Source organism: Rhodococcus sp. NPDC003382, from assembly GCF_053589135.1.
Map to the genome: position 1 here is coordinate 12,858 of NZ_JBSFRH010000019.1, position 24,736 is coordinate 37,593.

Sequence of the window (24,736 nt, forward strand, 5' to 3'; positions counted from 1 at the left end):
ACTGCGCAATCAGCGCAGCGCAGCCAGTGCGTCGATGCGTTCGACGGCCTCGGCCACGATGCGGTCGATCAGTTCCCGGCAGCTCGGCAGGTCGTCGATCATGCCGACCACCTGACCGGACGCCAGCACCCCGGCTTCGGTGTTGCCCTCGACCAGTCCGGCCTTGAGCAGCATCGGGGTGTTCGCGGCCATGATGATCTGCTGCCACGTCCGGTCGCCGGACCGCTTCATGGCCAGCCCGTCCTTGACGAGCGTCGACCACTTCATGCCGGTCATCGACTTGAACTTCATCGCGTTCTTCGTCGCCGCGACGAGTCCCTTCGCATAGCTGGACTTCTCGAGCGCGTCGACCAGGTCCGTGTTGAGGACCCGATGCGGCATGCCGTCGACCTTCACGGACACCGTGGTGTCCTGCAGCCCGCGCGAAAGGTACTGCTGCTTCACCGAATCCGGCACCGCGGAGTCGCTGGTGAGCAGAAACCGGGTACCCATGGCCACGCCCGCCGCACCGTACGCCAGCGCCGCCGCGAGCCCGCGGCCGTCGAAGAATCCGCCCCCGGCGACCACCGGGATGTCGACGGCGTCGAGCACGGACGGCAGCAGCAGCGTCGTGGCGACACCACCGGTGTGGCCGCCACCCTCGCCGCCCTGGACGATCACCGCGTCGGCGCCCCACGACGCGACCTTCACCGCGTGCTTGGCGGCGCCGATCGACGGGATCACGACGATGCCGTGATCCTTGAGCTTGGCGATCAGATCCTTCTTCGGTGCCAGCGCGAACGAGGCGACCTTGACGTTTTCGCGGATGAGCAGGTCGATGCGCTGCGCGGCGTCCGACGCGTCGGCGCGGATGTTCACGCCGAAAGGCTTGTCCGTCAACGACTTCGTCTTCGCGACGGCGGCCTCGAGCTCGTCGTAGGTCATCGTCGCGGACGCCAGGATGCCGAGCCCGCCGGCATTGCAGGTGGCCGCGGTCAGGCGGGGGCCGGACACCCAGCCCATGCCGGTCTGCACGATCGGATGCTCGATCCCGACCAGCTTCGTCAGCGCCGTCTCGATATGGGGGGTGCTCATGCGGCGACCTCGCGGTCGCGCAGGTTCCTCGGATCCAGGACCTCACGGATGATCCGCAGTTCCTCGGCGGTGGGTTCGCGGGTGACCCCGGCGTCGGCCAGGTCCGCGACCTCGAAGGAGGTGTTGTCCGCGACCTCGTCGGCGGTGACGCCGGGGTGCAGGCTCAGCGCGCGGAAGGTGTGGCCGGGGCCGCCGAAGTCGAAGACGCCGAGGTTGGTGACGACGCGGTACACGTTCAGGTACTTGTATGCCGGGTTCTCCGGATCGACCTTGTCCCAGCCCACACCGGCGACGACGTCGACCTTGTCGCAGAACACGCGCTTGTTGTGCTTGCCGACCCAGTAGCTGGTGGCGTGGTTGATGGTGTTGCCCGGGGCGCCGCGGACGCCGAACATCTGGCGGGTCGGCTGCTGCAGCGGGCCGAACGCAGACAGGTTCTGGTTGCCGTAGCGGTCGATCTGGTTGGCGCCCATGACGACATGGCGCCGGCCGGAGGCGACGACGTCGAACACCTTGCGGAACGGCATCCAGCCCTCGATCGCACCCTTCGCGCCGACCGCGGGGGTGTCGGCGAGAATCAGTGCCTCACCGTCGGTGATGAGCAGGTCGGGCTCGGTGGTCAGACGCGCCAGGCGGGCACCGATCTGCGACATCGTCGACATCGGGCTGGCCATGATCTCGCCGGCGCCGGCGAAGATGTCGGCGCACGCGATCGCGCAGTACTCGGCCCGGGTGACGGTTTCGGTGGAGGTCATGCCTGCTCCCCAGTCTTTTCGGAATCCGCGTGGAATTTCTCGACGGCGGCCTGGTAGTCGTCCTCGGATCCGGACAGGAACCGGTCGACGAACGCCTGCCACGACGCGGGGGTCTTGGCGGCCTCGGCGTAGTGGCGCTGGAACTTCTCGTCGCGGCCGTAGGACTCGCCGGCGAGGGTGAAGTGGGCGCCGTTCGGGGCCTCGACGACACCGTCGACCATCATGCGGTTGAGGATCAGCTGCTGCAGCGGAACCTCTTTGACGAGCTGCTCGGTCTCGACGATCTTCTCCACGGAGACGAAGCGCTTCTCGGCGGCCAGGCAGTACAGGTCGTCGAAGTACGGGTCGACGCCCTGGTAACCCGCATTGCCGTGGGCGTCACCGATGTTCAGGTGCACGAAGGCCGCGTCCAGGTTCAGGGCGGGCATCGCGATCAGGGTCTCGTGCTTGCCGGAGGCGTCCGGGTACGGGGAGGTGACGGTCTGCAGTTCGTCGCCCCAGAAGTTCTGCACGTCCGAACCGAGGCCGGCGCGGATCGGCAGGAACGGCAGGCGCGCGGCGGCGGCTTCGAGACCGCACTTGACCATGCCCTCGTCCATCTCGCGGGCGACGATGGCGCCCTCGGTGCGGGCCTTGGAGAACCACGGATCGTAGAACGGGGCCGAATCGAGCGACACGAAACCGTAGTACGCCTTCTTGACCTTGCCGGCCGAGCACAACAGACCCAGGTCCGGACCGCCGTAGGTGACGACGGTCAGATCCTTCACGTCCGAGCGCAGGATCGCGCGCACGAACGCCATGGGCTTGCGTCGCGAACCCCAGCCGCCGAGTCCGATGGTCATGCCGCTGCGCAGCTGCCCGACGGCGTCGTCGAGAGTAATCCTCTTGTCACGCACTGTTTTTCTCTCCCTACTTGTTCGCGCGCGGCTTGCCGGTCGCGACGAATTCGTCGCGGTGCTCGTCGGCGACGCCGGCGAGGTTCAGCTCGAAGGTGAATCCCTGTTCGAGGCGGTAGGCGTTCTTCACGTCCACCGGGTCGATGCGGTTGATCGCTTCCTTCGCGCGGCGGATCACGCGGGTGTCCTTCGCGGCGATCAGGCCGGCGACCTCGCGGGCGGCGGCGTCGAGTTCGGCGCGCGGCACCACCTTGTAGACGGAGCCGAAGTGGTGCAGCTGCTGCGCGGTGACGTTCTGCGCCGTGTAGTACAGGGTGCGCATCAGGTGCTGCGGGACCAGGCGCGACAGGTGGGTGGCGGCGCCGAGCGCGCCGCGGTCGACCTCGGGAAGCCCGAAGACCGCGTCGTCGGACGCGACGATGACGTCTGCGTTGCCGACCAGGCCGATGCCGCCGCCCACGCAGAAGCCGTTGACGGCGACCACGACCGGGACCTCGCAGTCGTAGACGGCGGAGAACGCGGCGGCGCAGCCGTGGTTGGCGGCGATGAGCGCGTCGTACCCCTCGGTGGCCTGCATTTCCTTGATGTCCACGCCGGCGTTGAAGCCGCGACCCTCGGACCGCAGGATCACGACGTGGGTGTCCGGGTCCTTGCCGGCGGCGAGGACCGCGTCGGCCAGTTCGAACCACCCGGCGGACGGAATGGCGTTCACGGGCGGGTAGTCGACGGTGACCGTGGTGATTCCCGCGCCGTCGGAGGTGGAGGTGATGCCCATGGCATGTTCCTTACGTCGGTACCGAACCAAGCGATTGCTTGGTAAGCTAGCACACGCCCGCTCCGCGGCACAGGGTCCGCCATGTGGTGGTGGAGCCGGACTCAGTGCCCGGACGGGTCTTCCGTCCAGGGGTGACGCCGGACGATCTTGCCGGTTGTGTTGCGCGGCAGAAGATTCCGCGTGATATTCCAGCGGGTGGGCACCTTGAAGTACGCGAGCCGATCGGCGAGATAGGCGGTCAGTTCCTCCTTCGTCGCCTCCCTTCCGGGGGCGAGAACGACGACCGCGCACACCTCCTCGCCCCACTCGGGATGCGGATCGCCGATGACCAGGCATTCCCGCACGGCGGGGTGCGCGCCGAGTACCCGTTCGATCTCCGACGGGTAGATGTCCTCGCCGTTCTGCCGGATAAGATCGGCACGCCTGCCCAGCAGGCGCAGCCGGCCGTTCTCGACCACGCCCAGGTCGCCGGTCCGCAGCCACCGATCGGGGGTGATCGCCGCCGCGGTCGCGGCCTCGTCGCCCCAGTAGCCGAGCATCACGAACGGGCTGCGCACGCACACCTCGCCGACGCGACCGTCCGGCAGCCACCCGCCGTGCTCGTCCCGGATCTCCATGCTCACCGTGATCACCGGTGGACCCACCGTGCCCGGATACCGCTCGAGATCCTGCGCGCTGGCCACCGCGATCGACGTGCTGCACTCGGTCATGCTGTAGCTGTCGACGACCGCGTACCGGCCGAACGGCAGCCGCTCCCGCAGCCGCTGCTTGAACTCGGGGGACGTCGGTTCCGACGACAGGGTGAACCGGGTCAGCGAACCCAGGTCGTACCGGTCCAGGTCGGGGATCTCGAGCATCCGCGCGGCCATCGAGGGGACCGCGTTCCAATGCGTGATCTGCTCGTTCTCGATGATCTCGAGGACGCGGTGTACGTCGAACCATCCCTGGTTCATCACGACGGTGCTGCCGGTCGCGAGCCGCGGGACGATCGTGTTGTGCAGGCTGGTGATGTGGCACAGGGGAGAGGTCAGCAGGTACCGCGCCTCGTGCGGGGCGTCCCGGTCGTACATCTCCCCGCACCAAGTCGTGGAGATCGCATCGGCGAACCGGTGATAGTCCGTGACCGCCAACAGGTTCCGCTGTGAATGCAACGCGCCCTTCGGGTCGCCGCTCGTACCCGAGGTGTAGAGCAGGACGGCCGGATCGTCCTCGTCCACGCGCGGCGGCGGCGGTCGCATCCCGGCGAACTCGGCGATCAGCCGCGGGAGATCACCCTCGACGGTCAGCACGATCGTGCCGTGCGGGCTGCGCCCGGAGAGGGCCTCGGCGCGCGGCTCGTCCGCGAACACCACCCGCGGCGCGGAGTTGCGGATCCCGAAGTCGATCTCGGGTTGCGCCCACCACGCGTTCAATCCGACGGTGATCGCACCGAGCGCCTGCGTCGCCCAGAACGCGGTGACCCACTCGGGCCGGTTCGCCGACAGGATCGCGACGCGGTCGCCGACCCCGACGCCGTACCGCTGCTGCAGGGCCGCCGCGAGCGCGTACGCATCCCGCGCGTGCTCGGCGAACGAGATCCGCCGCGTCGCCGTCACGAGATACTCCCGGTCGCCCCAGGCCTGTGACCGCTCCAGCAGATCCGCGACGGCGGTGTCACGGTTGCGCATGACGGGCATCTCGGTGCCCAGCACGTCGCTCATCACGATCTCGAATGCGCCGCCGCGCCCCGTCAGACGCGAGACCAGCTGGTCGAGGAACTGCTCCGGATCGGGTGGCACGGTCATCGCGGGCCTCCCTTCTCGACCGAACGTCCGGCCGAAGACTCTCACGCCCGTCGCGCCGCCATCCGAACGTACCGGTGAGTGGGACCTGCACAGATGCCCGGGGTGGCCGCGCTCCTAACGTGCTTGCCCGGGCGTCCGCGTGCGGGCGCCGGCAACGATTCGGAGGTGGCAGTGCAGACGTTCGCCGAAGTCGTACGTGCCCGCAAGGGTGACGACAAGGTCGGAGTGCGGTTCGAGGACCGGCAGTGGACCTGGGACGAGGTGGTGCAGCAGAGCGCGGATCGTGCCGCCGCGCTCGTCGCGGCCGTGCCCGCCCCGGCCGGCCGGCAACGCCACATCGGGGTGTTGCTCGAGAACGTGCCGGACTTCGTGTTCTGGATCGGGGCCGGTGCCCTCGCCGGAGCCGTGGTCGTGGGGATCAACGCCAGCCGCAGCGGCCCGGAGCTCGCCGAGGACATCCGCCAGGCCGACGTGGATCTCCTCGTCACCGAATCACGCCTGGCGCACCTCGTCGACGGCACCGGCCACGGACTGCCCGCCGACCGCATCCTCGACATCGATACGCCCGCTTACACGCGGTTCCTCGAACCGCACCGCGGGTCCGCTCTGCCCGACACGGTGCCTGCGGCCGACGACATCGCGCTGCTGCTGTTCAGCTCCGGGTCCACCGGCCGCCCGAAGGCGGTGATCGTCACGCAGGGCCGGCTCGGGCGGCTCGTCGACGTGCTCGTCGAACGCACCCACATGCGCCGCGACTCGGTCGCGTACCTGTGCATGCCGCTGTTCCACGGGAACGCCGTCATGCTCAACCTCGGCACCGCGATGCGGGTCGGCGCGACCGTCGGCCTGATCCGCAAGTTCTCCGCGAGCCGCTTCTCGGAGGACATCCACCGGTTCGGCGCGACCTTCGTCAACTACGTCGGCCGCGCCCTGTCGTACGTGCTGAACCGGCCCGAGGACCCCCGCGACCGCACCGGAACCCTCGAGGTGGCGTTCGGCACCGAAGCATCCGAGGTCGACGTCGCACGGTTCTCCGAGCGGTTCGGCTGCACCGTCATCGAGGGCTACGGCTCGAGCGAGGGCGTCCTGCGCATCAACCGCACCCCCGACACTCCGCCCGGGTCGCTCGGGGTCGCCGCCGGTGGCACCGACGCCCGTATCCTCGACGAGAACACGGGGCTCGAATGCCCCCGGGCTCGGTTCGACGAGACGGGCCGGCTGCTGAACCCGGAGGCGATCGGGCAGATCGTCGCGATCGGTGCGGCGGCCTCGTTCGAGGGCTACTACAAGAACCCGGGTGCCGCCGCGGACCGGATCCGCGGCGACGACTTCTGGACCGGCGACCTCGGTTACCGCGACGCCGACGGCTACTTCTACTTCGCGGGACGGGCTTCGGACTGGCTGCGCGTGGACAGCGAGAACTTCGCCGCCGCGCCCGTCGAACGGATCCTGCAGCGCCTTCCCGGCGTGCTGTCGGCCCCGGTGTTCGCGGTGCCGGACCCGACGACCGGCGATCAGGTGATGTGTGCCGTCGAACTCGACGCCGGTGCCGTGTTCGACCCGGTCGCCTTCGGCCGTGAGCTGGCCGAACAACCGGACATGGGGGACAAGTGGTGGCCGCGGTTCGTGCGGGTCACCGACCGGATTCCGCTGACCGGCAGCAACAAGATCGACAAGGCGCCGTTGCGGGTGGTCGCGTGGTACACCGACGACCCCGTCTACGTGCGTGTCGGGCGCACCCCTGAATACGTTCTGCTCGACGAATCGACCCGCGCCGACATCGAACGCGACTTCGTCGCGAACGGTCGCGCGGCGCTGCTCCCGGCGCCGGTCGCCTGAGCCCGACCCCGGATCCCGGCGAGTGGGACCTGCGATTCCGCCGCTTCCGGACTCACCTACCGTGAGGATCGAAGGAGCACGGAAACCTCAGTAGCACTTTCGATCCCACCGACCATCACTGCCGAAAGGACGGCCAGCCGTGAGCTTGGAAACCACCGGTACTTCCGACATCCGCGAGATCGTCACCGGTACCGCTCCCACCCGCTTCGCCCGCGGTTGGCACTGCCTCGGTCTGGCGGAGAGCTTCCGGGACGGGAAGCCGCACTCCGTCGAGGCGTTCGGCACCAAACTCGTCGTGTGGGCCGACACCGCCGGGGAACTGCAGGTTCTCGACGGGTACTGCCGGCACATGGGCGGCGACCTCAGCCAGGGAACGATCAAGGGCGACGACATCGCCTGCCCGTTCCACGACTGGCGCTGGGGCGGCAAGGGCAAGTGCACCAACATCCCCTACGCCCGCCGGGTCCCGCCGCTCGCGAAGACCCGCGCGTGGCGCACCCTCGACCAGGACGGTCTGTTCTTCGTCTGGCACGACCCCGAGGGCAACCCGCCGCCGGCCGACGTCACGATCCCGCGCATCGAGGGTGCCACCAGCGACGAGTGGACCGACTGGGTCTGGTACACCACCGAGGTCGACACCAACTGCCGCGAGATCATCGACAACATCGTCGACATGGCGCACTTCTTCTACGTGCACTACTCGTTCCCGACGTTCTTCAAGAACATCTTCGAAGGTCACGTCGCGACCCAGGTCATGCACGGCAAGGCACGTGACGACATGCGCCCGAACACCGAGGGGCAGCCGAAGATGCTGGGCAGCCGCTCGGAGGCCTCGTACTTCGGACCGTCGTTCATGATCGACGACCTGAAGTACGAGTACGAGGGCTACGACATCGAGTCGGTTCTGCTCAACTGCCACTACCCGGTCTCGGCCGACAAGTTCGTGCTGATGTACGGCATGATCGTCAAGAAGTCGCCGCAGCTGCCCGACGATGTCGCCCTCGAAACCGCCAGGAAGTTCGGTGATTTCATCGCCCGCGGTTTCGAGCAGGACATCGAGATCTGGAAGAACAAGACCCGCATCGAGAACCCGCTGCTGTGCGAGGAGGACGGCCCGGTCTACCAGCTGCGCCGCTGGTACGAGCAGTTCTACGTCGACGTCGCGGACGTGACCCCGGAGATGACCGACCGGTTCGAGTTCGAGATGGACACCACGCGTCCGGTCGCGGCGTGGATGAAGGAAGTCGAAGCGAACGTCGCCGCCCGGGCGGCCCGCGCGGCGAAGGCGGACACGGATGCAGCCCCTGCGGTGCAGTGAGTGCCAGGCCCAGGTGCTCGTGCGGAAGAACAGCTGGGAGCACACCGAGGTCCAGTGGAACGCGCAGGCGCGCAGCCGCTGTCATGAGCTCGGCAATGCGGCGGGATCGGGTCGCCGGCCGGGTGCACCGGTCCTGACGTGTTCGGCGTTGGAAGCCGGTGTGGCCCGCGCCGCGACCGAGGGGCTGATCGACGTCCTCGACGACGCGCCTATTCCCGGCCCGATCCTCCAGTAGTTCGATCCGATTCGTGTCGGCTCGCGTAACAACGGAATCCGAAGGACAGTGATGAGCGAAACCCTGCAGATCGACAGTGCCCGTTACGGCAGGTGGGCGGTGATCGCCGGTGGCTCCGAGGGAGTCGGCGCTGCCTTTGCCGACGAACTCGGCCGCGCCGGGTTCGATCTGCTGCTGATCGCCCGCAAGCCGGGGCCGCTCGAGGACACCGCCGCCGCGGTGCGCGAGCACGGCGTCGAGGTGCGCACGCTCGCACTGGATCTGCTCGCCGACGACGCCGTCGAGCAGATCCGCACGGCCACCGCGGACCTCGAGGTGGGACTGTTCATCTTCAACGCCGGCGCCAACAGCTACGGCCACGAGTTCGTCACCGGCGACCTCGACGGTTTCCGCGGCGTCATCGATCTGAACGTGCACCGGCAGGTCGAGCTCGCGCACCTGTTCGGGGCGCGCATGAAGGACATGGGTCGCGGCGGGATCATGTTGCTCGGATCCCTTGCCGGGTACATGGGTTCGGAGCACCAGAGCATCTACGCGGCGTCGAAGGCCTTCAGCCGGGTGTTCGCGGAGAGCCTGTGGCTCGAGCTCGCGCCGTACGGCGTCGACGTTCTCGAACTGGTTCTCGGTGTCACCCGTACCCCCGCGATGGAACGTGCCGGGCTGAACTTCGACGTGCCGGGCATGCTCGTGTCCGAGCCGGAGGAGGTCGCCCGCGAAGGTCTCGAGCACCTCGCCGACGGCCCGGTGTGGGTTGCGGGCGGCAACTACAAGGCTGCGGTCAAGCGCAGCGGATTCCCGCGCGACGCACTGGTCCGCGGCGCGGCCGAGGCGATGCGCGCGCTGCTGAACCGCTGACCCCGCCCCCGTGCGCGTTTTCGGTAGTTCCCGCTACCGAAAACGCGCACGAGAAGTTTCGAGGAAGACGCCCACGACATACGTTGGGCGTCTTCCTTTTTTGGTTCCTGCTGAGTGAGACCGCGGAGGCGGCAGGCACATTCGGAGCGGGAAAGTGATGTGGGACACGGCTGTTGCCGTCGTTCCCTCCCCTCTCCCTTCACCCGCGTACCGCAATACGCGGTGCGCCGAAAAGTCTGGAACCGAATCTGTGACTTCCGATGCGACTCGAGTCGAACCTCTGATTCCCGACCCACCGGCCAAGGGGCGCTACGCCCGCCAACGTCCCGTCTGGGTGATCGTGGCGGTGCTGATCGCCGTCGAGATCATCAGCGCCTTCGAAACATCGATGATGTACGCCGCGATCCCCACGCTCATCAAGGATTTCGGCAGCGACGCCACCACGGTCGGCTGGGCCGTCACGGCGTTCCTCCTGGTGGCCGCGGCGTCCGCGGCCGCATGTGGCCGGCTGGGCGACATGTACGGCCGCGAACGCGTGCTGGTCGTCCTGCTCGCCCTCGCAGCCCTCGGCTCGCTCATCAGCGCCCTGGGCGACAGCCTCGGCAGCATCATCGTCGGCCGGACGATCCAGGGCGTGGCCGGCGCGATCCTGCCGCTGTGCATCGGCCTGGCACGTGAGCACCTTCCCCCCGCGCGTGTACCCGTCGCCGTCGCGCTGATCTCGGGCACCGCGGTGACCGCCGGTGCCGCCTCGCTGCTCGTCGCCGGGGTGCTCATCGACTACGCGAGCTGGCACATGATCTTCGTGGTCGCTGCGGCCTACTCGCTGTTCGCATTGTTCCTCGTGCTGTTCGTTCTGCCCTGGCGACCCCCGAAGGGAACGAAGGAGGCGATCGACTACATCGGCGCCGTCCTGTTCGCCGCATCCGTCGCCGCCGTCCTGCTGGGCATCAACAAGGTCGGCGCGTGGGGCTGGTCCGACCCGCGGTTCCTCGCGCTCGTCATCGGTGGCCTCGTAGGGCTCGCGTTGCTCGTGCGGTGGGAACTGAAGGTCCCGAACCCGCTCATCAGCGTGCGCCTGTTCGCCGATCGCAAGTTCTCCCTGACGATGCTCGCGACGCTCGCGATCGCGATGGGTCCGCTGGGCGTGGTGACCATGATCATCCCGATCGTGATGCAGTCCCCGACGACCGGGTCGTTCGGGCTGGGTCTGTCCGCGACGCACGCCGGGTGGCTGTCGTTCATCGGTTCGCTGTTCGGATTCGCGTGCACACCGATCAGCGGCCGGATCGCCGCGGCCGTGGGCGCGCGGATGTCGATGCTGCTCGGCAGCGCGCTGTTCGTCGTCGGTGTCGTCGTGATGCTGACCGCGCACAGTTCGGAACTCGCGATGACCGCGATGGTGGTCGTGGTGTCGGTCGCGACGGCGTTCGCATACACCGCGCTGCCCATCCTCGTCGTCGAGTCCGTGCCGGAACGCAACACCAGCGAGACGACCGGCACCCAGACCGTGCTGCGGATGGCGGGCCAGGGCGTCGGCACGTCGCTCGCGACGATGATCCTGACCGCGACGGTCACGTCGCAGGGTGCGATGACGATCACCGGCCTGAACCTCGTCGGTGCCATGATCGTGATCTGCACGGTCGTGGCCATCGCGCTCACGGTGATGATCCCGAAGCGTACCGCCGCCTGAGTCGAATCCCACTGTCCCGTGCGCGTTTTCGGTAGTTCCGACTACCGAAAACGCGCACGGGCGCGAGGGGTCAGGTCAGGGTGCGCGCGTGCACGCCCTGATCGAACTCGGGGAGAGGACCACCGGCACGCAGGGTCGTGGCGAGTTGCGGATCGGCGAGATGCAGGCGCCCGATCGCGGCGAGATCGAATTCTCCTGCGGCGAGCCGTCGTTCGAGTTCGGGAATGTTGTCGCGGGACGGTGCGGCCACGCCGAGGCGGGTCTCGCGCAACGTGGTCGCGATACCGACGCTGCCGACGGCCATCGACATCGCGCCGGTGAGTTTCTTCGCCCACCCCGCGAGCGACAGGTCGCTGCCCTCGAACGCGGCGACGTCGAAGCGGCGGATGCTCGCGTCGAACACATCCACTCCCGCGTCGGCGAGGGCGCCGAGGATCGTGCCCAGCTCGTCCGGGGTCTCCGCGATGCGCGCGGTGTAGTCCTGCTGCTTGTGCTGCGAGAACCGGAAGAAGATCGGGGCGTCCTCGCCGATCCCGGCGCGGATCGCCGCGACCACCGCGGCCGGGAACCGGGTACGTCGCTGCAGGTCGCCGCCCCACTCGTCGTCGCGACGGTTGGTGCTCGCCCACAGGAAGGCGTCGAGCAGGTAGCCGTGGCCGCCGTGGAGCGCGACCCCGTCGAACCCGACGTCCAGCGCGGCCCGCGCCGCGCGCGCGTAGGCGGAGATGACGTCGGTGATGTCGTCGTCGGTCATCGGCCGGCAGGGCCGCGAGGCCTGCGCGACGTACTCGTCCGAATAGGTCGTGACCCCGGGCTCGCCCCACACACCCGACGGGCGCATCGGCGTCAGAGCCGGGTCGACGTTGCTCGTCATCGCGCCCCACAGCGGCCCGACATGCCACAGCTGCGGGATGATCCGGCCGCCCTCGGCGTGGACGGCGTCGACGACGCGCCGCCACCCGTCGAGGGCGTCGTCGCCGTGCATCCGCGGGACCCGCGGGTTGTCGACGGCCGTCGGGTGGTCGATCGCGACGCCCTCGGTGACGATCAGGCCGGTTCCGCCGGCGGCGCGTCGCCGGTAGTACTCGGCGACGTCGGGCCCCGGCACGCCGCCGGGGGAGTGCGACCGGGTCATCGGCGACATCACGATCCGGTTGGGCAGCTCGAGCGAGCGCACCGTCAGGGGCCGGAAGAGTGGGGACAGGGTTCTCGTCATACGTTATCGGGAGCTTTCGTCGATTTCGGAAGGCGTTTTCGGAGAAGCGGATTCGAATTCGGCTCCGGCTTCGCCGGCGATCTCGCGCAGCGCCGCGAGCTGATCGCAGTAGTGGTCCGCGCCGGTGGCGGCGAAGGTCGCGCTCACGATCGTGGCGCCGATCGCGCGGCGTCGTTCGAGGGCCCGCAGGGTGGCGTCGCGGTCGCCGAGCGGATCGAGCGGGCGACCGGCGTCGAGGACGACGTCGAATCCCTCCGGCGGATCCACCTTGCGCAGCATCTCGGCGATCTGCTGCACGGTGAGACCGAACGGCAGCCAGCCGTCACCGAGCGTGACCGCCCGACGCAGCGACCGACCGGTGCGGCCGCCGATCCAGAACGGCACCCGCGGCTGCACCGCGTGCGGGCGTACCTCGACGTCCTCGTAGTCGTAGTAGGTGCCGTGGAACTCGGGATTCGGGGTCGACAGTCCGGCACGCAGCGCGCGGAGCGCTTCGTCGGCACGGGCGCCGCGGTCCTCGAAGGACGCCCCGAGCAGTGCGAATTCCTCCTCGAGGCTGCCGACGCCCAGGCCGAGGATCAGCCGGCCGCCGCTGACGGCGTCGAGGGTGCCGTACCGCTTGGCGATCTCGAGGGGATGGTGGTAGCCGAGCACGAGTACCCGGGTGTTGAGCCTGATCCGGCGGGTGCGTGCGGCGAGGTATCCGAAGGTCGCCAGCGGGTCCCAGTAGACGCCGCCGCGTTCGGCGGCGATCCGGGTGGGGACGGCGACGTGTTCGCTGCAGGTGAGGTGGTGGTAGCCGAGGCGATCGGCGGTCTCGGCGACGCGCGCGAGTTCGTCGATGCCGGCGTGGCGTTCCCATTCGGCGCGGGAGGCGGGGTGGTCGATGACCACGGGCGATGTGACACCTATGTACATGCGATCGAACCCCTCGTACGCGAACCCGGCGCGCGCCCGGGCGGCGGCCCGGGTGTGAAGCGCGTGATCGTCCTTCCCGACCGTTCTACCGGTCGGGGAACGGGTGGCCGGTGTGCTTCCTGTTCAGTGGGATGTTGTCAATCACGGGCCGATCGGCAATACTTGTTACGTCGGTCACAAGAATGAATTTCAGTCTCTTGGGGTCTCCCTCGGTCCGAGGGGTTGGAGGAGGTTACGTCGATGCCCGAATTCGATGCTGCTGCAGGGGAATACGAGACCACATCGGGGTCGGCCCGGGGATCGTCGGCGCCGCAGCGCGAACTGCCCGCCTCCATGGTCGAGCGCATGACGCTGATCCTCGACGCCTTCGACAACGCCTCCTCCCGGCTCACCCTCGAAGAGGTGGCCTGCCGCACCGGGCTGCCCCGCTCCACCGTCCACCGCATCCTCGACCAGATGGTCCGGCTCGAATGGGTCGACCACGCGTCGTTCGGCTACTGTCTCGGCCGCCGCGCCAAGTCGCTCGGCGCCGGGGACAACGGTCACGGCCGCATCCGCGAGGCGGCGGCCCCGGTGCTCCACGAACTGCACCTGCAGACCGGGATGGTCGCGCATCTCGCGGTCCTCGACCGCAACGAGATCGTCTACCTCGACAAGGTCGGCGGGCAGCTGGCCGCCACCCTGACCTCCCGCGTCGGCGGCCGCGTGTCCGCCCACGCGACCGCGTGCGGCAAGGCCATCCTCGCCGGCCTGCAGCCCGAGCACGTCGACGCGCTGTACAGCGCGGGCCTGCCGCGCCGCACCGACCGCACCATCTCCGACCTCGGGGTGCTGCACCGCGAACTGGGCCGGATCCGGCAGCGACACGGGCTGGCCTTCGAAACCGGTGAGGCGATGGCCGGGATGGCATGCGTCGGCGCGCCCGTCCGCAGCCCCCAGGGCCCGGTCGCGGGCATCTCGCTGTGCGGCCCGACGCGTCCGGGTCACCTCGACCGCATCGCACCCCTCGTCGCCGACGCCGCACGCGACGTCTCGCGCATGCTCTACCCCGAGCTGGGAACGCCGCGCCGCGCGCGCCGACTCGCCGACGATTCCGTGTCCTTCACGGTCCCCGACACGGCCGAGCAGTTCGTCGCCGGTGGAGCCGGAGCATGGGCGTAGCAGCGGGTCCCGTTCACCGGGAGCCTGCGCGCACGGTGCCGGTGTCGCTGGGAATGTACCGGTCATGACGACGGAACTGAGCTACGAGGAGACCGCGCGGTCCATCACGACGGACCGGGGTGTGCTCCGATACCACGAAGCCGGTGACGGACCGCCCCTGCTGTTGCTGCACGGCTCCGGTCCGGGCGTGACCGGGTGGCGCAACTACCGGGGTGTGCTCGCCGACCTTGCCGAGCACTTCCGTTGCCTCGTCCTCGAATTCCCCGGCTTCGGCGTCAGCGACCCGTGCGCGGGGCATCCCATGGTGATGGCACGTCACGCGGTGACCGACTTCCTCGACGCCCTCGGCCTCGACCGTGTCTCGATCATCGGAAACTCGATGGGCGGCATCGTCGGAACCCAGTTCGCCATCGCCGAACCCGACCGGGTGCACAAGCTCGTCACGATCGGCGGTGCCGGCCGGTCGGTGTTCGCGCCGGCGCCCGGTGAGGGCATCCGGCTGCTGATGGAATTCACCGACGACCCGACCCGCGAGAAGCTCGTCCGCTGGCTCCACTCGATGGTGTACGACCCCGCGATCATCACCGACGAATTGATCCAGGAGCGTTGGGAACTCGCCACCGAACCCAAGACCCTCGAGATCGCACGCCGGATGTACAGCACGGCCGCGTTCGAAGCCGGTGCCCGCGCCGCGCTCGCGTCCACCGAAACCCCCTACTGGGCGCAACTCGGCAAGATCACCGCCCCGACCCTCATCACGTGGGGACGCGACGATCGCGTCAGCCCCGTCGACATGGCGATGCTCCCGATGCGCGAGCTGCGCAACGGCGAACTGCACGTGTTCCCGAACTGCGGGCACTGGACGATGATCGAGGCCCGCGACGCGTGGCTCGCCACCGTCCTCGCCTTCCTCAACCGCAAGGACGCGTGAGCGGATACCGCTCACCCCACTCCGATCCCGCTCGGCGGGCGCGACTCCCACGGACGTCCGCCCCGATCACCCGGGCGCCATACAGAAAGCCGGAAGATCATGGGACAGGTTCTCGATTCGCTCATCCCGTTCGCCGACGAGATCCGCGCCGACGGCGCCGAAGGCGACAAGCTGATGCGTCTGACCGACCGCAGCGCCAAGCGCCTGCGCGACTCCGGAGTCATCCGGATGCTCCAGCCCGCCGAGTTCGGCGGCCTCGAAGCGCACCCGCGCGAATTCGCCGAGACGGCAATGGGTCTCGGTGCCATGGACGGGGCGACCGGCTGGGTCTCCGGCATCGTCGGCGTGCATCCCTGGGAGATGGCGTTCTTCGACCCCAAGGCCCAGCAGGAGGTGTGGGGCGAGGATCCCGACACGTGGATCGCCTCGCCGTACGCGCCGATGGGCGTCGCCACCCCCGTCGAGGGCGGGTACATCCTCAACGGCCGCTGGTCCTTCTCCTCCGGCACCGACCACTGCAACTGGGTCATGATCGGCGCCGCGCTCGGCGACAAGGACGGCAACCGGCTGAGCCCGCCGAAGTCCCTGCACGTGCTGGTGCCCCGCTCGGACTACAGCATCGACCACGACAGCTGGAACGTCGTGGGCCTGCGCGGTACCGGGTCGAAGGACCTCGTCATCGAGAACGCCTTCCTGCCCGAGTACCGGACGCTGTCCGCCGAACGCGTCATGGGTGGTGTCGCCTGGAAGGACGCCGGACGTGACGAGACCCTCTACCGGTTCCCGTTCTCGTGCATCTTCCCGCTCGGCATCACCTCGTCGCTCATCGGCATCGCCGAAGGCGCCCTCAACTGCTACATCGAAACGCAGAAGTCGCGGGTGACGGTGTCCGGCACCGCGATCAAGCAGGACCCGTACGTGCTGTCCGCGCTCGGTGACGCGGCCGCCGAGATCGCCGCGTCGCGTGCCGCCATCCTCGAGACCGTCGATCGCTTCTGGGACCTGACCGAGAAGGGCCAGGAGGTCACGTTCGAGATGCGGGCCATCGGCCGGCGCACCCAGACCGCCGCGGCCTGGCGTGCCGTGCGCGCCGTCGACGAGATCTTCGCGCGGGCCGGTGGCGGCGCGCTGCAGCTCACCAATCCGCTGCAGCGGTTCTGGCGTGACGCCCACGCAGGTCTGAGCCACGCCATCCACGTGCCCGGCTCGATCTTCCACGCGGCCACGCTCACCCAGCTGGGCGAGGAGCCGCAGGGCATGATGCGCTCGATGATCTGATCGCCGAATCCAACTGTCACGAAGGAACATCGAACAATGACGGACATCAGGGGCCTGGGATATCTCAGGATCCAGACCACAGACATCGCACGATGGCGTGAACTCGTCGTCGACGGACTCGGCATGGCGATCGGCTCCGGCCCGGAACCGGACGGGCTGTACCTACGGATCGACGAACGTCGCGCACGCCTGATCGTGCTGCCCGGCGAGACCGACAAGGCACTCGCCGTCGGCTGGGAGGTCCGCGACCAGTTCGCGCTCGAACGGGTGCGCGAGGCCGTGGAGAAGGCCGGTATCGCCGTCGAGGTGCTGTCGGAGCAGGAGTCGTTGTATCGCGACGCCGAGCAGGTCATCGCGTTCGACGATCCGGGCGGCACCCGCGTCGAGGTGTTCTTCGGCCCGGTGCTCGACCACAGCCCGGTCGTGACCCCGTTCGCCGGCCGATTCCACACCGGTGAGGAAGGACTCGGGCACGTCGTGCTGCCGTGCTTCCGGTTCGACCGGGTGTACGAGTTCTACACCGAGGTCCTCGGCTTCCTGCCGCGCGGTGCGATGCGCGTCGGCGGTCCGTCGGCACCGCCGCCGGCGCGGCGGGTGCGGTTCCTCGGTGTCAACCGGCGCCACCACAGCCTCGCGTTGTGCCCGGCACCGCCGAGCGAGCAGCCCGGCCTGGTGCACCTGATGCTCGAGGTCGAAACTCTCGACGCGGTCGGCCAGGCTCTGGATCGTGTTCGCGCGCTGGGCTTCCCGATCTCGTCGACGCTCGGTCGCCACACGAACGACAAGATGATCTCGTTCTACGTGCGGGCCCCCGGCGGCTGGGACATCGAGTTCGGCACCGAGGGCATGCTCGTCGACGAGACGTTCTACACCGCCGAGGAGATCACCGCAGACAGCTACTGGGGCCACGACTGGTCCGGTTCCGAACCGCTCGCCGCGTTCGCGCCGCCGAGCGCGCAATCGTAGGGAGTGGCGATGACCGATACGACCACACTCGTCGAGCAACTCGTCCGACGCGTCGAACTGCTCGAGGACACCCTCGCGATCCAGCAGCTCATCACGACCTACGGGCCGGCCGTGGACAGCGGCTCGGCCGAGGCGGTCGGCGCGCTGTGGACCGAGGACGGGGTGTACGAAGTCGATTCGGGTGCGTACCGGGGCCGTGACGCGATCATGGCGATGGTGCGTTCCGAGGCACATCAGGGCTACATCCACGGTGGCTGCGGCCATCTGCTCGATCCGTTGAACATCCGGATCGACGGGGACACCGCGGTCGTCACCTGCCATTCACAGCTGATTCTCAACACGGACAAGGGTTTCCGTGTGAAGCGCGTGACCGCGAACAGGTGGGAGCTGGTGCGTGCGGACGGCCGGTGGCAGGTGAAACTGCGCATCGCGCGCGTTCTCGACGGGCGCGCCGACGCTCGCGACCTCCTCGCCGCGGGCGTGGCCTGACCCGGATTCGCCGGCGGTCGCGGATCCCGAACGCGCCGCGGTAGAACAGCATCGGCCGGGCCGTCGAGGCGTCGGAACTCGACGGCCCGGCCGACCACCATGTCGTGATCCCCGCGACGCGCACGTGATCCGCGGCCGGTTCCCGCTCTGCGGACGCACGTGTTGCCGCGCGCCGGAACGACCGTCCAGGGCCCGCTCGGTGGGACAATCGGTCGCGATCGGAACGGAAAGGGGAGCGACAATGCCCAGGATCGGTGTGGCGCGGGACGGCGCCGAACCGTCTTCGGCGGACCAGCGGGAGCGGCACGTCCGCATTCTGGACGCGGCAGCGCACCTCGCGACCGAACACGACCTCGCGCACGTGCAGATGACCGAGGTCGCCAAGCGGGCCGGCGTGGCGATCGGAACGCTCTACCGATACTTCCCGTCGAAGACGCACCTGTTCGTGGGTGTGATGCTGCACCGACTCGAACGGTTCGCCGGGTACCGCCGGAACCCGGCGCCCGATCGTGGTCTTTCCGCGCAGGACGCGATCTGCGAGGCGCTGATCGAGATGACCCGCGAACTCGTCGCGCACCCGACGCTGGCGTTGGCGATGTTGCAGTCCAACAGCACCGCGGCCGCCGGTGCGGTACCCGACGCGGTCAAGATCGAGGAGCAGTTCCAGAGCATCGTGCTCGACGCCGCCGGCATCACCCATCCCACCGACGCGGACCGCGACGTGGTGCGGCTGCTGTCGATGCTCTGGTACGGCGTCATCATCGCTCACCTCAACGGCCGATCGAGCCTCGAGGAGGCCGAAAGCGACATCAGGCGCAGCTGCCGCCTGCTGTTGGTGAATCTCGCGGCATAGCCGCCCGTGTGCCCTTTTGGCGGTCCTGACCGCCGGAAGTACACACCGGCCTTAACAAACCAAGCGATTGCTTGGTAAGTTCCTGAGTGCGCCCCGCGGAATCTGGGGCACCAATCGGAGTGGAGGCACGGATGGATCTGGGACTCGACGGCGCAGTTGTGCTGATCACCGGAGGTGTACGCGGGGTCGGCGCCGGTATCACCCGGACGTTCCTGCGGGCCGGCGCGACGGTCGTGACGTGCGCGCGGAACCGGCCCGAGCGGGACATCGAAATCGACGGCCGCACCGCAGAATTCCTCGAATGCGACGTGCGTGACCCGGATCGGGTGCGTGAACTCGTCGACACCATCGTGGCCCGCCACGGCAGGCTCGACGTGCTGGTCAACAACGCCGGTGGCTCGCCCTTCGCGCTCGCCGCCGACGCCAGCCCCAAGTTCCACGCCAAGATCGTCGAACTCAACCTGCTCGCGCCGCTGATCGTCGCGCAGGCCGCGAACGCGGTGATGCAGCAGCAGGACAGCGGCGGCTCGATCGTGAACATCTCGAGCGTGAGCGCGCACCGCCCGACACCCGGCACCGCGGCCTACGGTGCCGCGAAGGCGGGCCTCGACAGCCTCTCGACGACACTGGGCGTCGAATGGGCACCGAAGGTGCGGGTCAACTCGGTCGTGGTCGGCATGGTCGACACCGAACAGTCGCACCTGTTCTACGGCGACGAGGAAGGTATCGCCGCCGTCGGCGCGACCGTCCCGGCGGGCCGGCTGGCCACCCCGGACGACATCGGCAACTGCGCCGCATTTCTCGCATCCCCGCTGGCGGCGTACGTCAGCGGATCCACCCTGACCGTCCACGGCGGCGGCGAACGCCCTGCCTATCTGGCAGCGGCCCGAACGAAGGAGGCAAAGTGAGTGGACTGCTGGACGGTCGCGTCGTCATCGTGACAGGCGCCGGGCGGGGGCTCGGCAGGGCGCACGCGCTGGCATTCGCCGCGGAAGGCGCCAAGGTCGTGGTCAACGACATCGGTGTCGGCAGCGACGGGTCGGTGACCGGGGAGACCCCCGGGGAACAGGTCGTCGCGGAGATCCGCGCGGCCGGTGGCGAAGCCGTGGTCAACGGCGACGACGTCGCCGACTGGGACGGCGCCGCGAACCTGATCAAGACCGCGCTCGACAACTTCGGCCGCCTCGACGTCCTCGTCAACAACGCCGGATTCCTCCGCGACCGCATGCTCGCGAACATGAGCGAAGAGGAGTGGGACGCGGTCATCCGCGTGCACCTCAAGGGTCATTTCGCGCCCATGCGGCACGCGATGACCTACTGGCGCAGCGAGTCCAAGGCCGGCAATCCCGTCGACGCCCGCATCATCAACACCAGCTCCGGTGCGGGGCTGATGGGCAGCATCGGCCAGGGCAACTACGCCGCCGCAAAGGCCGGCATCGCCGCCCTGACGATCCAGGCCGCCGCCGAGTTCGGCCGCTACGGTGTCACCGTCAACGCGATCGCGCCGTCCGCGCGGACCCGCATGACCGTCGGTGCCGGCGGGGCGATGGCCGAGATGATGGCCGCGCCCGAGGAAGGCTTCGACGCGATGGCGCCGGAGAACGTCTCCCCGCTGGTCGTGTGGCTCGGCAGCGCCGAATCCAAGGACGTCACCGGCCGCGTCTTCGAGGTCGAGGGCGGCAAGGTGTCCGTGGCCGACGGCTGGCGTCACGGCGAGGTCGTCGACAAGGGCGATCGCTGGGATCCGAAGGAACTCGGTCCGGTCGTCGAGAAGCTCGTCGCCGGGTCTCAACCGCCGACCCCGGTCTACGGCGCCTGAACGACTCGTGCGCGGTTTCGGTGGCGGTGGCTACCGAAACCGCGCACGAGCACGGGCTATGCGGGGGTACGGATGATCAGCGTCGAACCCGGGAAATACGCGGCCAGCTCGGTGCGGGCCTGCTTGAGGGTCGCGGTGCCGTAGCCCTGCTTGCGGAGCTCGGGGCGGACCCAGATGCGGACCTCCACCTCGTGCCCGGTCAGCTCACCGAACGCGAATCCGACCGGCTTGGGCTCGTCCCCGGTCAGATCCTCCGCCACGAGCCACATCGCCGTCTCGTCGTCGATGCGTTCGGCCGCCGCGGCGCGTTCGCTCGCGATCCTTTCGTCGCTGGAGTCGCCGAGCTGCTCGGCGCAACGCTCCTTGAACAGCTCCGTGTCCGCGGTGCTGTCGCCGATCGGCCGCATCCGGAAATGCGCGCCCGTCGCATAGGGCCGCTCGGCCGGGGTCCAGGTGAGCACCGCGTCCAGATCCTCGAGCTCTGCGCGGATCTTCTTGCGCTCGGCCTTCGTCAGCCGCCGGAACGGCAGATTGAGCACGGCCTCCGCACACTGCTCGTTCGTGTCGAGCAGCTGCGCGATCGTGGCGATCGCGTCGGACCGATCATCGCTCTCGACGATGGCATCGAGGACCTCGTGGCGCCGTTCGAGCGCGCGCAGCAGGGCCGCGGCGATCTCGCGACGATCGAGTACCTGATCATGATTGGTGGTTGTCACGGGTGACATCCCTTCTCGAGAGCGGGCAGAACTTCCTCCAGTATTGCCGGTTCGGGCCCAAGGGGAAGAGGCGAAGGTTCAATCACACACGACGACCGGGATCGTGCGCTCCGTCCACGACTGGTACTTGTCGAAATCCGGGTACATCGCAACGAGTCTCGGCCAGTACGCGGCACGCTCCTCCGGTGTCGCGACGCGGGCGCGCATCGTCCGCACCCGCGACCGGATCTGGATCGTCACCTCCGGGTTCGCCTGGATGTTGCGGTACCACAGGGGATGTTTGGGCTGCCCGCCCTGCGAGGCGACGAGCACGACGCGGTCGCCGTCCTCGAGGAACAGCAGCGGCAACGTGCGCGGCTGCCCGGTCTTGCGGCCCGTCGTGGTCAGCAGGCACACCGGCAGGCCCCACGGAAAGGCACTGCCCACCCGCCACTTTCCGCCGATCCTGCCTCCGGTGGCGCGATAGGCCTTCACGTTCGCCCGTGACATCCACTTGATGATCGAGACGGTCCACTTGGAGTCCAGGCCGGGCGGTGCGGCGGGTGTCGTGCTCACCTCAGATCCGCTCGATGATGGTGCCGGTCGCGAGGGCGCCGCCGGCGCACATCGTGACGAGCGCCGTCGACGCGTCGCGTCGCTCGAGCTCGTGCAGCGCGGTCGTGATCAGCCGCGAACCGGTCGAGCCGACCGGGTGGCCGAGCGCGATCGCACCGCCGTTGACGTTCACCTTGTCCATGTCCGGCCCGTGGACCTGCGCCCACGACAGCAGTACCGACGCGAACGCCTCGTTGACCTCGAACAGGTCCAGGTCGCCGATGCTCATCCCGGACTTCTCCAGGACCTTCGCGGTGGCCTGCACGGGACCGTCCAGGTGGAACTCGGGTTCGGCGCCGACGAGGGCCTGCGCGACGATGCGGGCACGCGGCTTCAGGCCGAGTGCCTTCGCCTTCGCCTCGTCCATGAGCAGCACCGCGGCGGCACCGTCGGAGATCTGCGACGACGTGCCGGCGGTGTGCACGCCACCCTCGACGACCGGCTTCAGCTTCGCGAGCGACTCGGCGGTCGTCTCGCGCAGCCCCTGGTCGCGGGTGACGGTCTGCTTCTCGCCGGTGAGGTTGCCTTCCTTGTCGACGACGGGCGCGACGACCTGCAGCACCTCGCGGTCGAAGCGGCCCTCCTCCCACGCCTGCTTGGCCAGTGCCTGCGAGCGGACACCGAGCGCGTCGACGTCCTCGCGGGTGATGCCGCGGCGACGCGCGATCCGCTCGGCGGCGCCGAACTGGTCCGGCATGTCGATGTTCCAGGACGCGGGACGCCGGGGGCCTGCATGCTCACCGACGTTGGCGCCCAACGGGACCTGCGACATGGCCTCGATACCGCAGGCGATGCCGACGTCGATGGCGCCGGTCGCGATGAGGCCGGCGATCATGTGGTTGGCCTGCTGCGCGGAACCGCACTGGCAGTCGACGGTGGTGGCGCCGGTCTGCCAGGGGAGTCCGGCGTGCAGCCACGCGGTGCGGGTGATGTTGTTGGACTGGGCCCCGGCCTGGGTGACGCAGCCGCCGATGACCTGCTCGACGAGCATCGGGTCGATGCCGGCGCGTTCGACGAGTCCGCTCTGCGCGGCCCCGAGGATCTCGGCGGCGTGCAGACCGGCGAGCCATCCGCCGCGCTTGCCGATCGGGGTGCGTGCCGCCTCGACGATGACTGGTGTGCCCACGGCGGGCTCCTTTCTGTCCTGTCTTCGCAAAATAGAACAGGTTCCCTAGGAGGACAAGGCGTGTCCGAGTGACCGGGAGCCACGGATTCCTTGGTCTCGCGGCTCGCCTGTGTTTGAATGGATCTAGAACGTGTTCCACATCACGGGTGTGTGATGTACCGGCCAGGGTAGGAGAGAGTTCAGTGGTGGCGCAGCCCAACATTCCCGAAGACATCGACTTCACCGACCCCGACCTCTACGAAGGGCGCATGCCGTTCGAAGAGTTCGCCGAGCTGCGTCGCACGGCGCCGGTCTGGTGGAACAAGAAGTCCCCCGACAAGGGTGGTTTCCACGACGAGGGCTTCTGGGTCGTTTCCCGGCACGAGGAGGTCCGCGAGGTCTCCCGGCGCAGCGACGTGTTCTCGAACTGGGAGAACACCGCGATCCCGCGCTTCAGCGACGACATGGAGCGCGCCAACATCGAACTGCAGCGCCACGTCCTGCTCAACAAGGACGCCCCGGAACACACCAAGCTCCGCAAGCTCGTCGCCCGCGGCTTCACCCCCCGCGCCATCAACGCGCTGCGTGAGGACCTCGAGCGCCGCGCCCGCACGATCGTCGAAGCCGCTGCCAAGGAAGGCAACGGCGACTTCGTCACCCAGATCGCGGCGGAGCTTCCGCTGCAGGCCATCGCCGACCTGATCGGTGTGCCGCAGGAGGACCGCACCAAGATCTTCGAGTGGTCGAACCAGATGACCGGCTACGACGATCCGGAGAACACCGCCGACCCGGCCATGGCGTCGATGGAAGTTCTCGGCTACGCCTACCAGATGGCTGCTGCCCGTAAGGAATGCCCGGCCGACGACATCGTCACCAAGCTCATCGAGGCCGACATCGACGGCGACGAACTCTCGCCCGAGGAGTTCGGATTCTTCTTCATCGTCCTCGCGGTCGCCGGAAACGAGACCACCCGCAACGCCACCACGCACGGCATGCTCGCGTTCCTCGAGCATCCCGAGCAGTGGGAGATCTTCAAGCGCGATCGCCCGAAGACCGCGGTCGACGAGATCATTCGCTGGGCCACGCCGGTCACCTCGTTCCAGCGCACCGCCCTCGAGGACACCGAACTCGGCGGCCAGAAGATCCGCAAGGGTGACCGTGTCGTGATGCTGTACGCGTCGGCGAACAACGACGAAGAGGTGTTCGAGAACCCGCGGGAGTTCAACATCCTGCGTGATCCCAACCCGCACTTGGCTTTCGGTGGCACCGGCGCGCACTTCTGCCTCGGCGCGAACCTGGCCCGCATGGAGATCGAGATCATCTTCAACGCGATCGCCGACCTCGTCCCGGACATCACCAAGGTCGCCGACCCGAAGCGTCTGCGTTCGGCGTGGCTCAACGGCATCAAGGAATTCCAGGTCGATTACAAGACCCAGGGTGGCTGCCCCGTCAAGCACTGACCCCCG

The 24,736-nt window shown here is 68.6% G+C and carries 24 protein-coding genes; 14 read left to right on the plus strand and 10 right to left on the minus strand.

Going from position 1 to position 24,736, the window contains the following annotated elements:
- Positions 1 to 9: 9 nt before the first annotated feature.
- The 5 genes from ACWDUD_RS14730 to ACWDUD_RS14750 all read right to left on the minus strand — a co-directional run bounded on the left by ACWDUD_RS14730 (position 10) and on the right by ACWDUD_RS14750 (position 5,284).
- Positions 10 to 1,074 (minus strand): NAD(P)H-dependent flavin oxidoreductase, encoded by a 1,065-nt coding sequence (locus tag ACWDUD_RS14730; protein WP_197251741.1) that lies wholly within the window; start codon positions 1,072 to 1,074, stop codon positions 10 to 12.
- Positions 1,071 to 1,829 carry a cholesterol ring-cleaving hydrolase subunit IpdB gene (gene ipdB / locus ACWDUD_RS14735; protein WP_197251742.1) on the minus strand — a complete coding sequence of 253 codons (759 nt, stop codon included), beginning with the start codon at positions 1,827 to 1,829 and terminating at the stop codon, positions 1,071 to 1,073. The genes ACWDUD_RS14730 and ipdB overlap by 4 nt, the downstream gene beginning before the upstream one ends.
- Positions 1,826 to 2,725 (minus strand): cholesterol ring-cleaving hydrolase subunit IpdA, encoded by a 900-nt coding sequence (gene ipdA, locus ACWDUD_RS14740; protein ID WP_450109777.1) that lies wholly within the window; start codon positions 2,723 to 2,725, stop codon positions 1,826 to 1,828. Before ipdA ends, ipdB begins: the two co-directional genes overlap by 4 nt.
- Before the next feature lie 13 nt (positions 2,726 to 2,738).
- Complete coding sequence (gene echA20 / locus ACWDUD_RS14745) at positions 2,739 to 3,500, minus strand: (7aS)-7a-methyl-1,5-dioxo-2,3,5,6,7,7a-hexahydro-1H-indene-carboxyl-CoA hydrolase (RefSeq protein ID WP_197251744.1); 762 nt, start codon at positions 3,498 to 3,500, stop codon at positions 2,739 to 2,741.
- 101 nt (positions 3,501 to 3,601) lie between these two features.
- A complete protein-coding gene (locus ACWDUD_RS14750; RefSeq protein ID WP_450109778.1) occupies positions 3,602 to 5,284 on the minus strand; it encodes a class I adenylate-forming enzyme family protein in 1,683 nt (560 codons plus the stop codon).
- A 171-nt stretch (positions 5,285 to 5,455) separates the two neighbouring features.
- Between ACWDUD_RS14750 and ACWDUD_RS14755 the strand changes: the two genes are divergently transcribed.
- The 5 genes from ACWDUD_RS14755 (at position 5,456) to ACWDUD_RS14775 (ending at position 11,224) form a co-directional block, all read left to right on the plus strand.
- Entirely contained in the window at positions 5,456 to 7,123 is a 1,668-nt protein-coding gene (locus tag ACWDUD_RS14755; protein ID WP_307846155.1) for an AMP-binding protein, read from the plus strand.
- Between the two features lie 139 nt (positions 7,124 to 7,262).
- The gene (locus ACWDUD_RS14760) at positions 7,263 to 8,441 is read left to right on the plus strand and encodes a Rieske 2Fe-2S domain-containing protein (protein WP_248674980.1); all 1,179 of its coding nucleotides are present in this window, start codon (positions 7,263 to 7,265) and stop codon (positions 8,439 to 8,441) included.
- The gene (locus ACWDUD_RS14765; RefSeq protein WP_197251747.1) at positions 8,419 to 8,676 is read left to right on the plus strand and encodes a hypothetical protein; all 258 of its coding nucleotides are present in this window, start codon (positions 8,419 to 8,421) and stop codon (positions 8,674 to 8,676) included. The genes ACWDUD_RS14760 and ACWDUD_RS14765 overlap by 23 nt, the downstream gene beginning before the upstream one ends.
- Before the next feature lie 51 nt (positions 8,677 to 8,727).
- The gene (locus ACWDUD_RS14770) at positions 8,728 to 9,531 is read left to right on the plus strand and encodes an SDR family NAD(P)-dependent oxidoreductase (protein WP_197251748.1); all 804 of its coding nucleotides are present in this window, start codon (positions 8,728 to 8,730) and stop codon (positions 9,529 to 9,531) included.
- A gap of 334 nt (positions 9,532 to 9,865) precedes the next feature.
- A complete protein-coding gene (locus ACWDUD_RS14775) occupies positions 9,866 to 11,224 on the plus strand; it encodes an MFS transporter (RefSeq protein WP_450109828.1) in 1,359 nt (452 codons plus the stop codon).
- 70 nt (positions 11,225 to 11,294) lie between these two features.
- Here ACWDUD_RS14775 and ACWDUD_RS14780 read toward each other — a convergent pair whose 3' ends face one another.
- Complete coding sequence (locus ACWDUD_RS14780; RefSeq protein ID WP_248674982.1) at positions 11,295 to 12,440, minus strand: NADH:flavin oxidoreductase; 1,146 nt, start codon at positions 12,438 to 12,440, stop codon at positions 11,295 to 11,297.
- Between the two features lie 3 nt (positions 12,441 to 12,443).
- Entirely contained in the window at positions 12,444 to 13,358 is a 915-nt protein-coding gene (locus ACWDUD_RS14785; RefSeq protein WP_450109779.1) for an LLM class F420-dependent oxidoreductase, read from the minus strand.
- A 333-nt stretch (positions 13,359 to 13,691) separates the two neighbouring features.
- Between ACWDUD_RS14785 and ACWDUD_RS14790 the strand changes: the two genes are divergently transcribed.
- The 8 genes from ACWDUD_RS14790 (at position 13,692) to ACWDUD_RS14825 (ending at position 20,855) form a co-directional block, all read left to right on the plus strand.
- Positions 13,692 to 14,519: an IclR family transcriptional regulator gene (locus tag ACWDUD_RS14790; RefSeq protein WP_231610384.1), complete on the plus strand. Its 828-nt coding sequence runs from the start codon at positions 13,692 to 13,694 to the stop codon at positions 14,517 to 14,519.
- Positions 14,520 to 14,583: 64 nt separating this feature from the next.
- The gene (locus ACWDUD_RS14795) at positions 14,584 to 15,450 is read left to right on the plus strand and encodes an alpha/beta fold hydrolase (RefSeq protein WP_197251755.1); all 867 of its coding nucleotides are present in this window, start codon (positions 14,584 to 14,586) and stop codon (positions 15,448 to 15,450) included.
- 99 nt (positions 15,451 to 15,549) lie between these two features.
- Positions 15,550 to 16,728, plus strand: coding sequence for an acyl-CoA dehydrogenase family protein (locus tag ACWDUD_RS14800; RefSeq protein ID WP_197251756.1), 1,179 nt, complete (start codon positions 15,550 to 15,552; stop codon positions 16,726 to 16,728).
- 36 nt (positions 16,729 to 16,764) lie between these two features.
- Complete coding sequence (locus ACWDUD_RS14805) at positions 16,765 to 17,694, plus strand: VOC family protein (RefSeq protein WP_450109780.1); 930 nt, start codon at positions 16,765 to 16,767, stop codon at positions 17,692 to 17,694.
- Between the two features lie 9 nt (positions 17,695 to 17,703).
- Positions 17,704 to 18,183 (plus strand): nuclear transport factor 2 family protein, encoded by a 480-nt coding sequence (locus ACWDUD_RS14810; protein ID WP_197251757.1) that lies wholly within the window; start codon positions 17,704 to 17,706, stop codon positions 18,181 to 18,183.
- Between the two features lie 241 nt (positions 18,184 to 18,424).
- Positions 18,425 to 19,036 carry a TetR family transcriptional regulator gene (locus ACWDUD_RS14815; protein WP_450109781.1) on the plus strand — a complete coding sequence of 204 codons (612 nt, stop codon included), beginning with the start codon at positions 18,425 to 18,427 and terminating at the stop codon, positions 19,034 to 19,036.
- 131 nt (positions 19,037 to 19,167) lie between these two features.
- Positions 19,168 to 19,944 (plus strand): SDR family oxidoreductase, encoded by a 777-nt coding sequence (locus ACWDUD_RS14820; protein WP_197251758.1) that lies wholly within the window; start codon positions 19,168 to 19,170, stop codon positions 19,942 to 19,944.
- Positions 19,941 to 20,855, plus strand: coding sequence for an SDR family oxidoreductase (locus tag ACWDUD_RS14825; protein ID WP_450109782.1), 915 nt, complete (start codon positions 19,941 to 19,943; stop codon positions 20,853 to 20,855). Before ACWDUD_RS14820 ends, ACWDUD_RS14825 begins: the two co-directional genes overlap by 4 nt.
- Positions 20,856 to 20,911: 56 nt before the next feature.
- On the opposite strand, the gene ACWDUD_RS14830 is transcribed toward ACWDUD_RS14825, so the two are convergent.
- From ACWDUD_RS14830 to ACWDUD_RS14840, 3 genes are all read right to left on the minus strand, one after another.
- Positions 20,912 to 21,571: a GNAT family N-acetyltransferase gene (locus ACWDUD_RS14830; RefSeq protein ID WP_197251760.1), complete on the minus strand. Its 660-nt coding sequence runs from the start codon at positions 21,569 to 21,571 to the stop codon at positions 20,912 to 20,914.
- 78 nt (positions 21,572 to 21,649) lie between these two features.
- A complete protein-coding gene (locus ACWDUD_RS14835) occupies positions 21,650 to 22,060 on the minus strand; it encodes a nitroreductase family deazaflavin-dependent oxidoreductase (protein WP_450109829.1) in 411 nt (136 codons plus the stop codon).
- Positions 22,061 to 22,127: 67 nt separating this feature from the next.
- The gene (locus ACWDUD_RS14840) at positions 22,128 to 23,291 is read right to left on the minus strand and encodes a steroid 3-ketoacyl-CoA thiolase (RefSeq protein ID WP_450109783.1); all 1,164 of its coding nucleotides are present in this window, start codon (positions 23,289 to 23,291) and stop codon (positions 22,128 to 22,130) included.
- A gap of 185 nt (positions 23,292 to 23,476) precedes the next feature.
- Here ACWDUD_RS14840 and ACWDUD_RS14845 point away from each other — a divergent pair, with 185 nt between their 5' ends.
- The gene (locus ACWDUD_RS14845; RefSeq protein WP_450109784.1) at positions 23,477 to 24,730 is read left to right on the plus strand and encodes a cytochrome P450; all 1,254 of its coding nucleotides are present in this window, start codon (positions 23,477 to 23,479) and stop codon (positions 24,728 to 24,730) included.
- Positions 24,731 to 24,736 lie beyond the last annotated feature (6 nt).

Excerpts from the sequence above, each read along its gene's own strand:
- ACWDUD_RS14730 (WP_197251741.1), bottom strand. The coding sequence starts at position 1,074 with ATGAGCACCCCCCATATCGAGACGGCGCTGACGAAGCTGGTCGGGATC.
- ipdB (WP_197251742.1), bottom strand. The coding sequence starts at position 1,829 with ATGACCTCCACCGAAACCGTCACCCGGGCCGAGTACTGCGCGATCGCG.
- echA20 (WP_197251744.1), bottom strand. The coding sequence starts at position 3,500 with ATGGGCATCACCTCCACCTCCGACGGCGCGGGAATCACCACGGTCACC.
- ACWDUD_RS14750 (WP_450109778.1), bottom strand. The coding sequence starts at position 5,284 with ATGACCGTGCCACCCGATCCGGAGCAGTTCCTCGACCAGCTGGTCTCG.
- ACWDUD_RS14765 (WP_197251747.1), top strand. The coding sequence starts at position 8,419 with ATGCAGCCCCTGCGGTGCAGTGAGTGCCAGGCCCAGGTGCTCGTGCGG.
- ACWDUD_RS14770 (WP_197251748.1), top strand. The coding sequence starts at position 8,728 with ATGAGCGAAACCCTGCAGATCGACAGTGCCCGTTACGGCAGGTGGGCG.
- ACWDUD_RS14780 (WP_248674982.1), bottom strand. The coding sequence starts at position 12,440 with ATGACGAGAACCCTGTCCCCACTCTTCCGGCCCCTGACGGTGCGCTCG.
- ACWDUD_RS14785 (WP_450109779.1), bottom strand. The coding sequence starts at position 13,358 with ATGTACATAGGTGTCACATCGCCCGTGGTCATCGACCACCCCGCCTCC.
- ACWDUD_RS14790 (WP_231610384.1), top strand. The coding sequence starts at position 13,692 with ATGGTCGAGCGCATGACGCTGATCCTCGACGCCTTCGACAACGCCTCC.
- ACWDUD_RS14795 (WP_197251755.1), top strand. The coding sequence starts at position 14,584 with ATGACGACGGAACTGAGCTACGAGGAGACCGCGCGGTCCATCACGACG.
- ACWDUD_RS14800 (WP_197251756.1), top strand. The coding sequence starts at position 15,550 with ATGGGACAGGTTCTCGATTCGCTCATCCCGTTCGCCGACGAGATCCGC.
- ACWDUD_RS14805 (WP_450109780.1), top strand. The coding sequence starts at position 16,765 with ATGACGGACATCAGGGGCCTGGGATATCTCAGGATCCAGACCACAGAC.
- ACWDUD_RS14810 (WP_197251757.1), top strand. The coding sequence starts at position 17,704 with ATGACCGATACGACCACACTCGTCGAGCAACTCGTCCGACGCGTCGAA.
- ACWDUD_RS14815 (WP_450109781.1), top strand. The coding sequence starts at position 18,425 with ATGCCCAGGATCGGTGTGGCGCGGGACGGCGCCGAACCGTCTTCGGCG.
- ACWDUD_RS14820 (WP_197251758.1), top strand. The coding sequence starts at position 19,168 with ATGGATCTGGGACTCGACGGCGCAGTTGTGCTGATCACCGGAGGTGTA.
- ACWDUD_RS14835 (WP_450109829.1), bottom strand. The coding sequence starts at position 22,060 with ATGTCACGGGCGAACGTGAAGGCCTATCGCGCCACCGGAGGCAGGATC.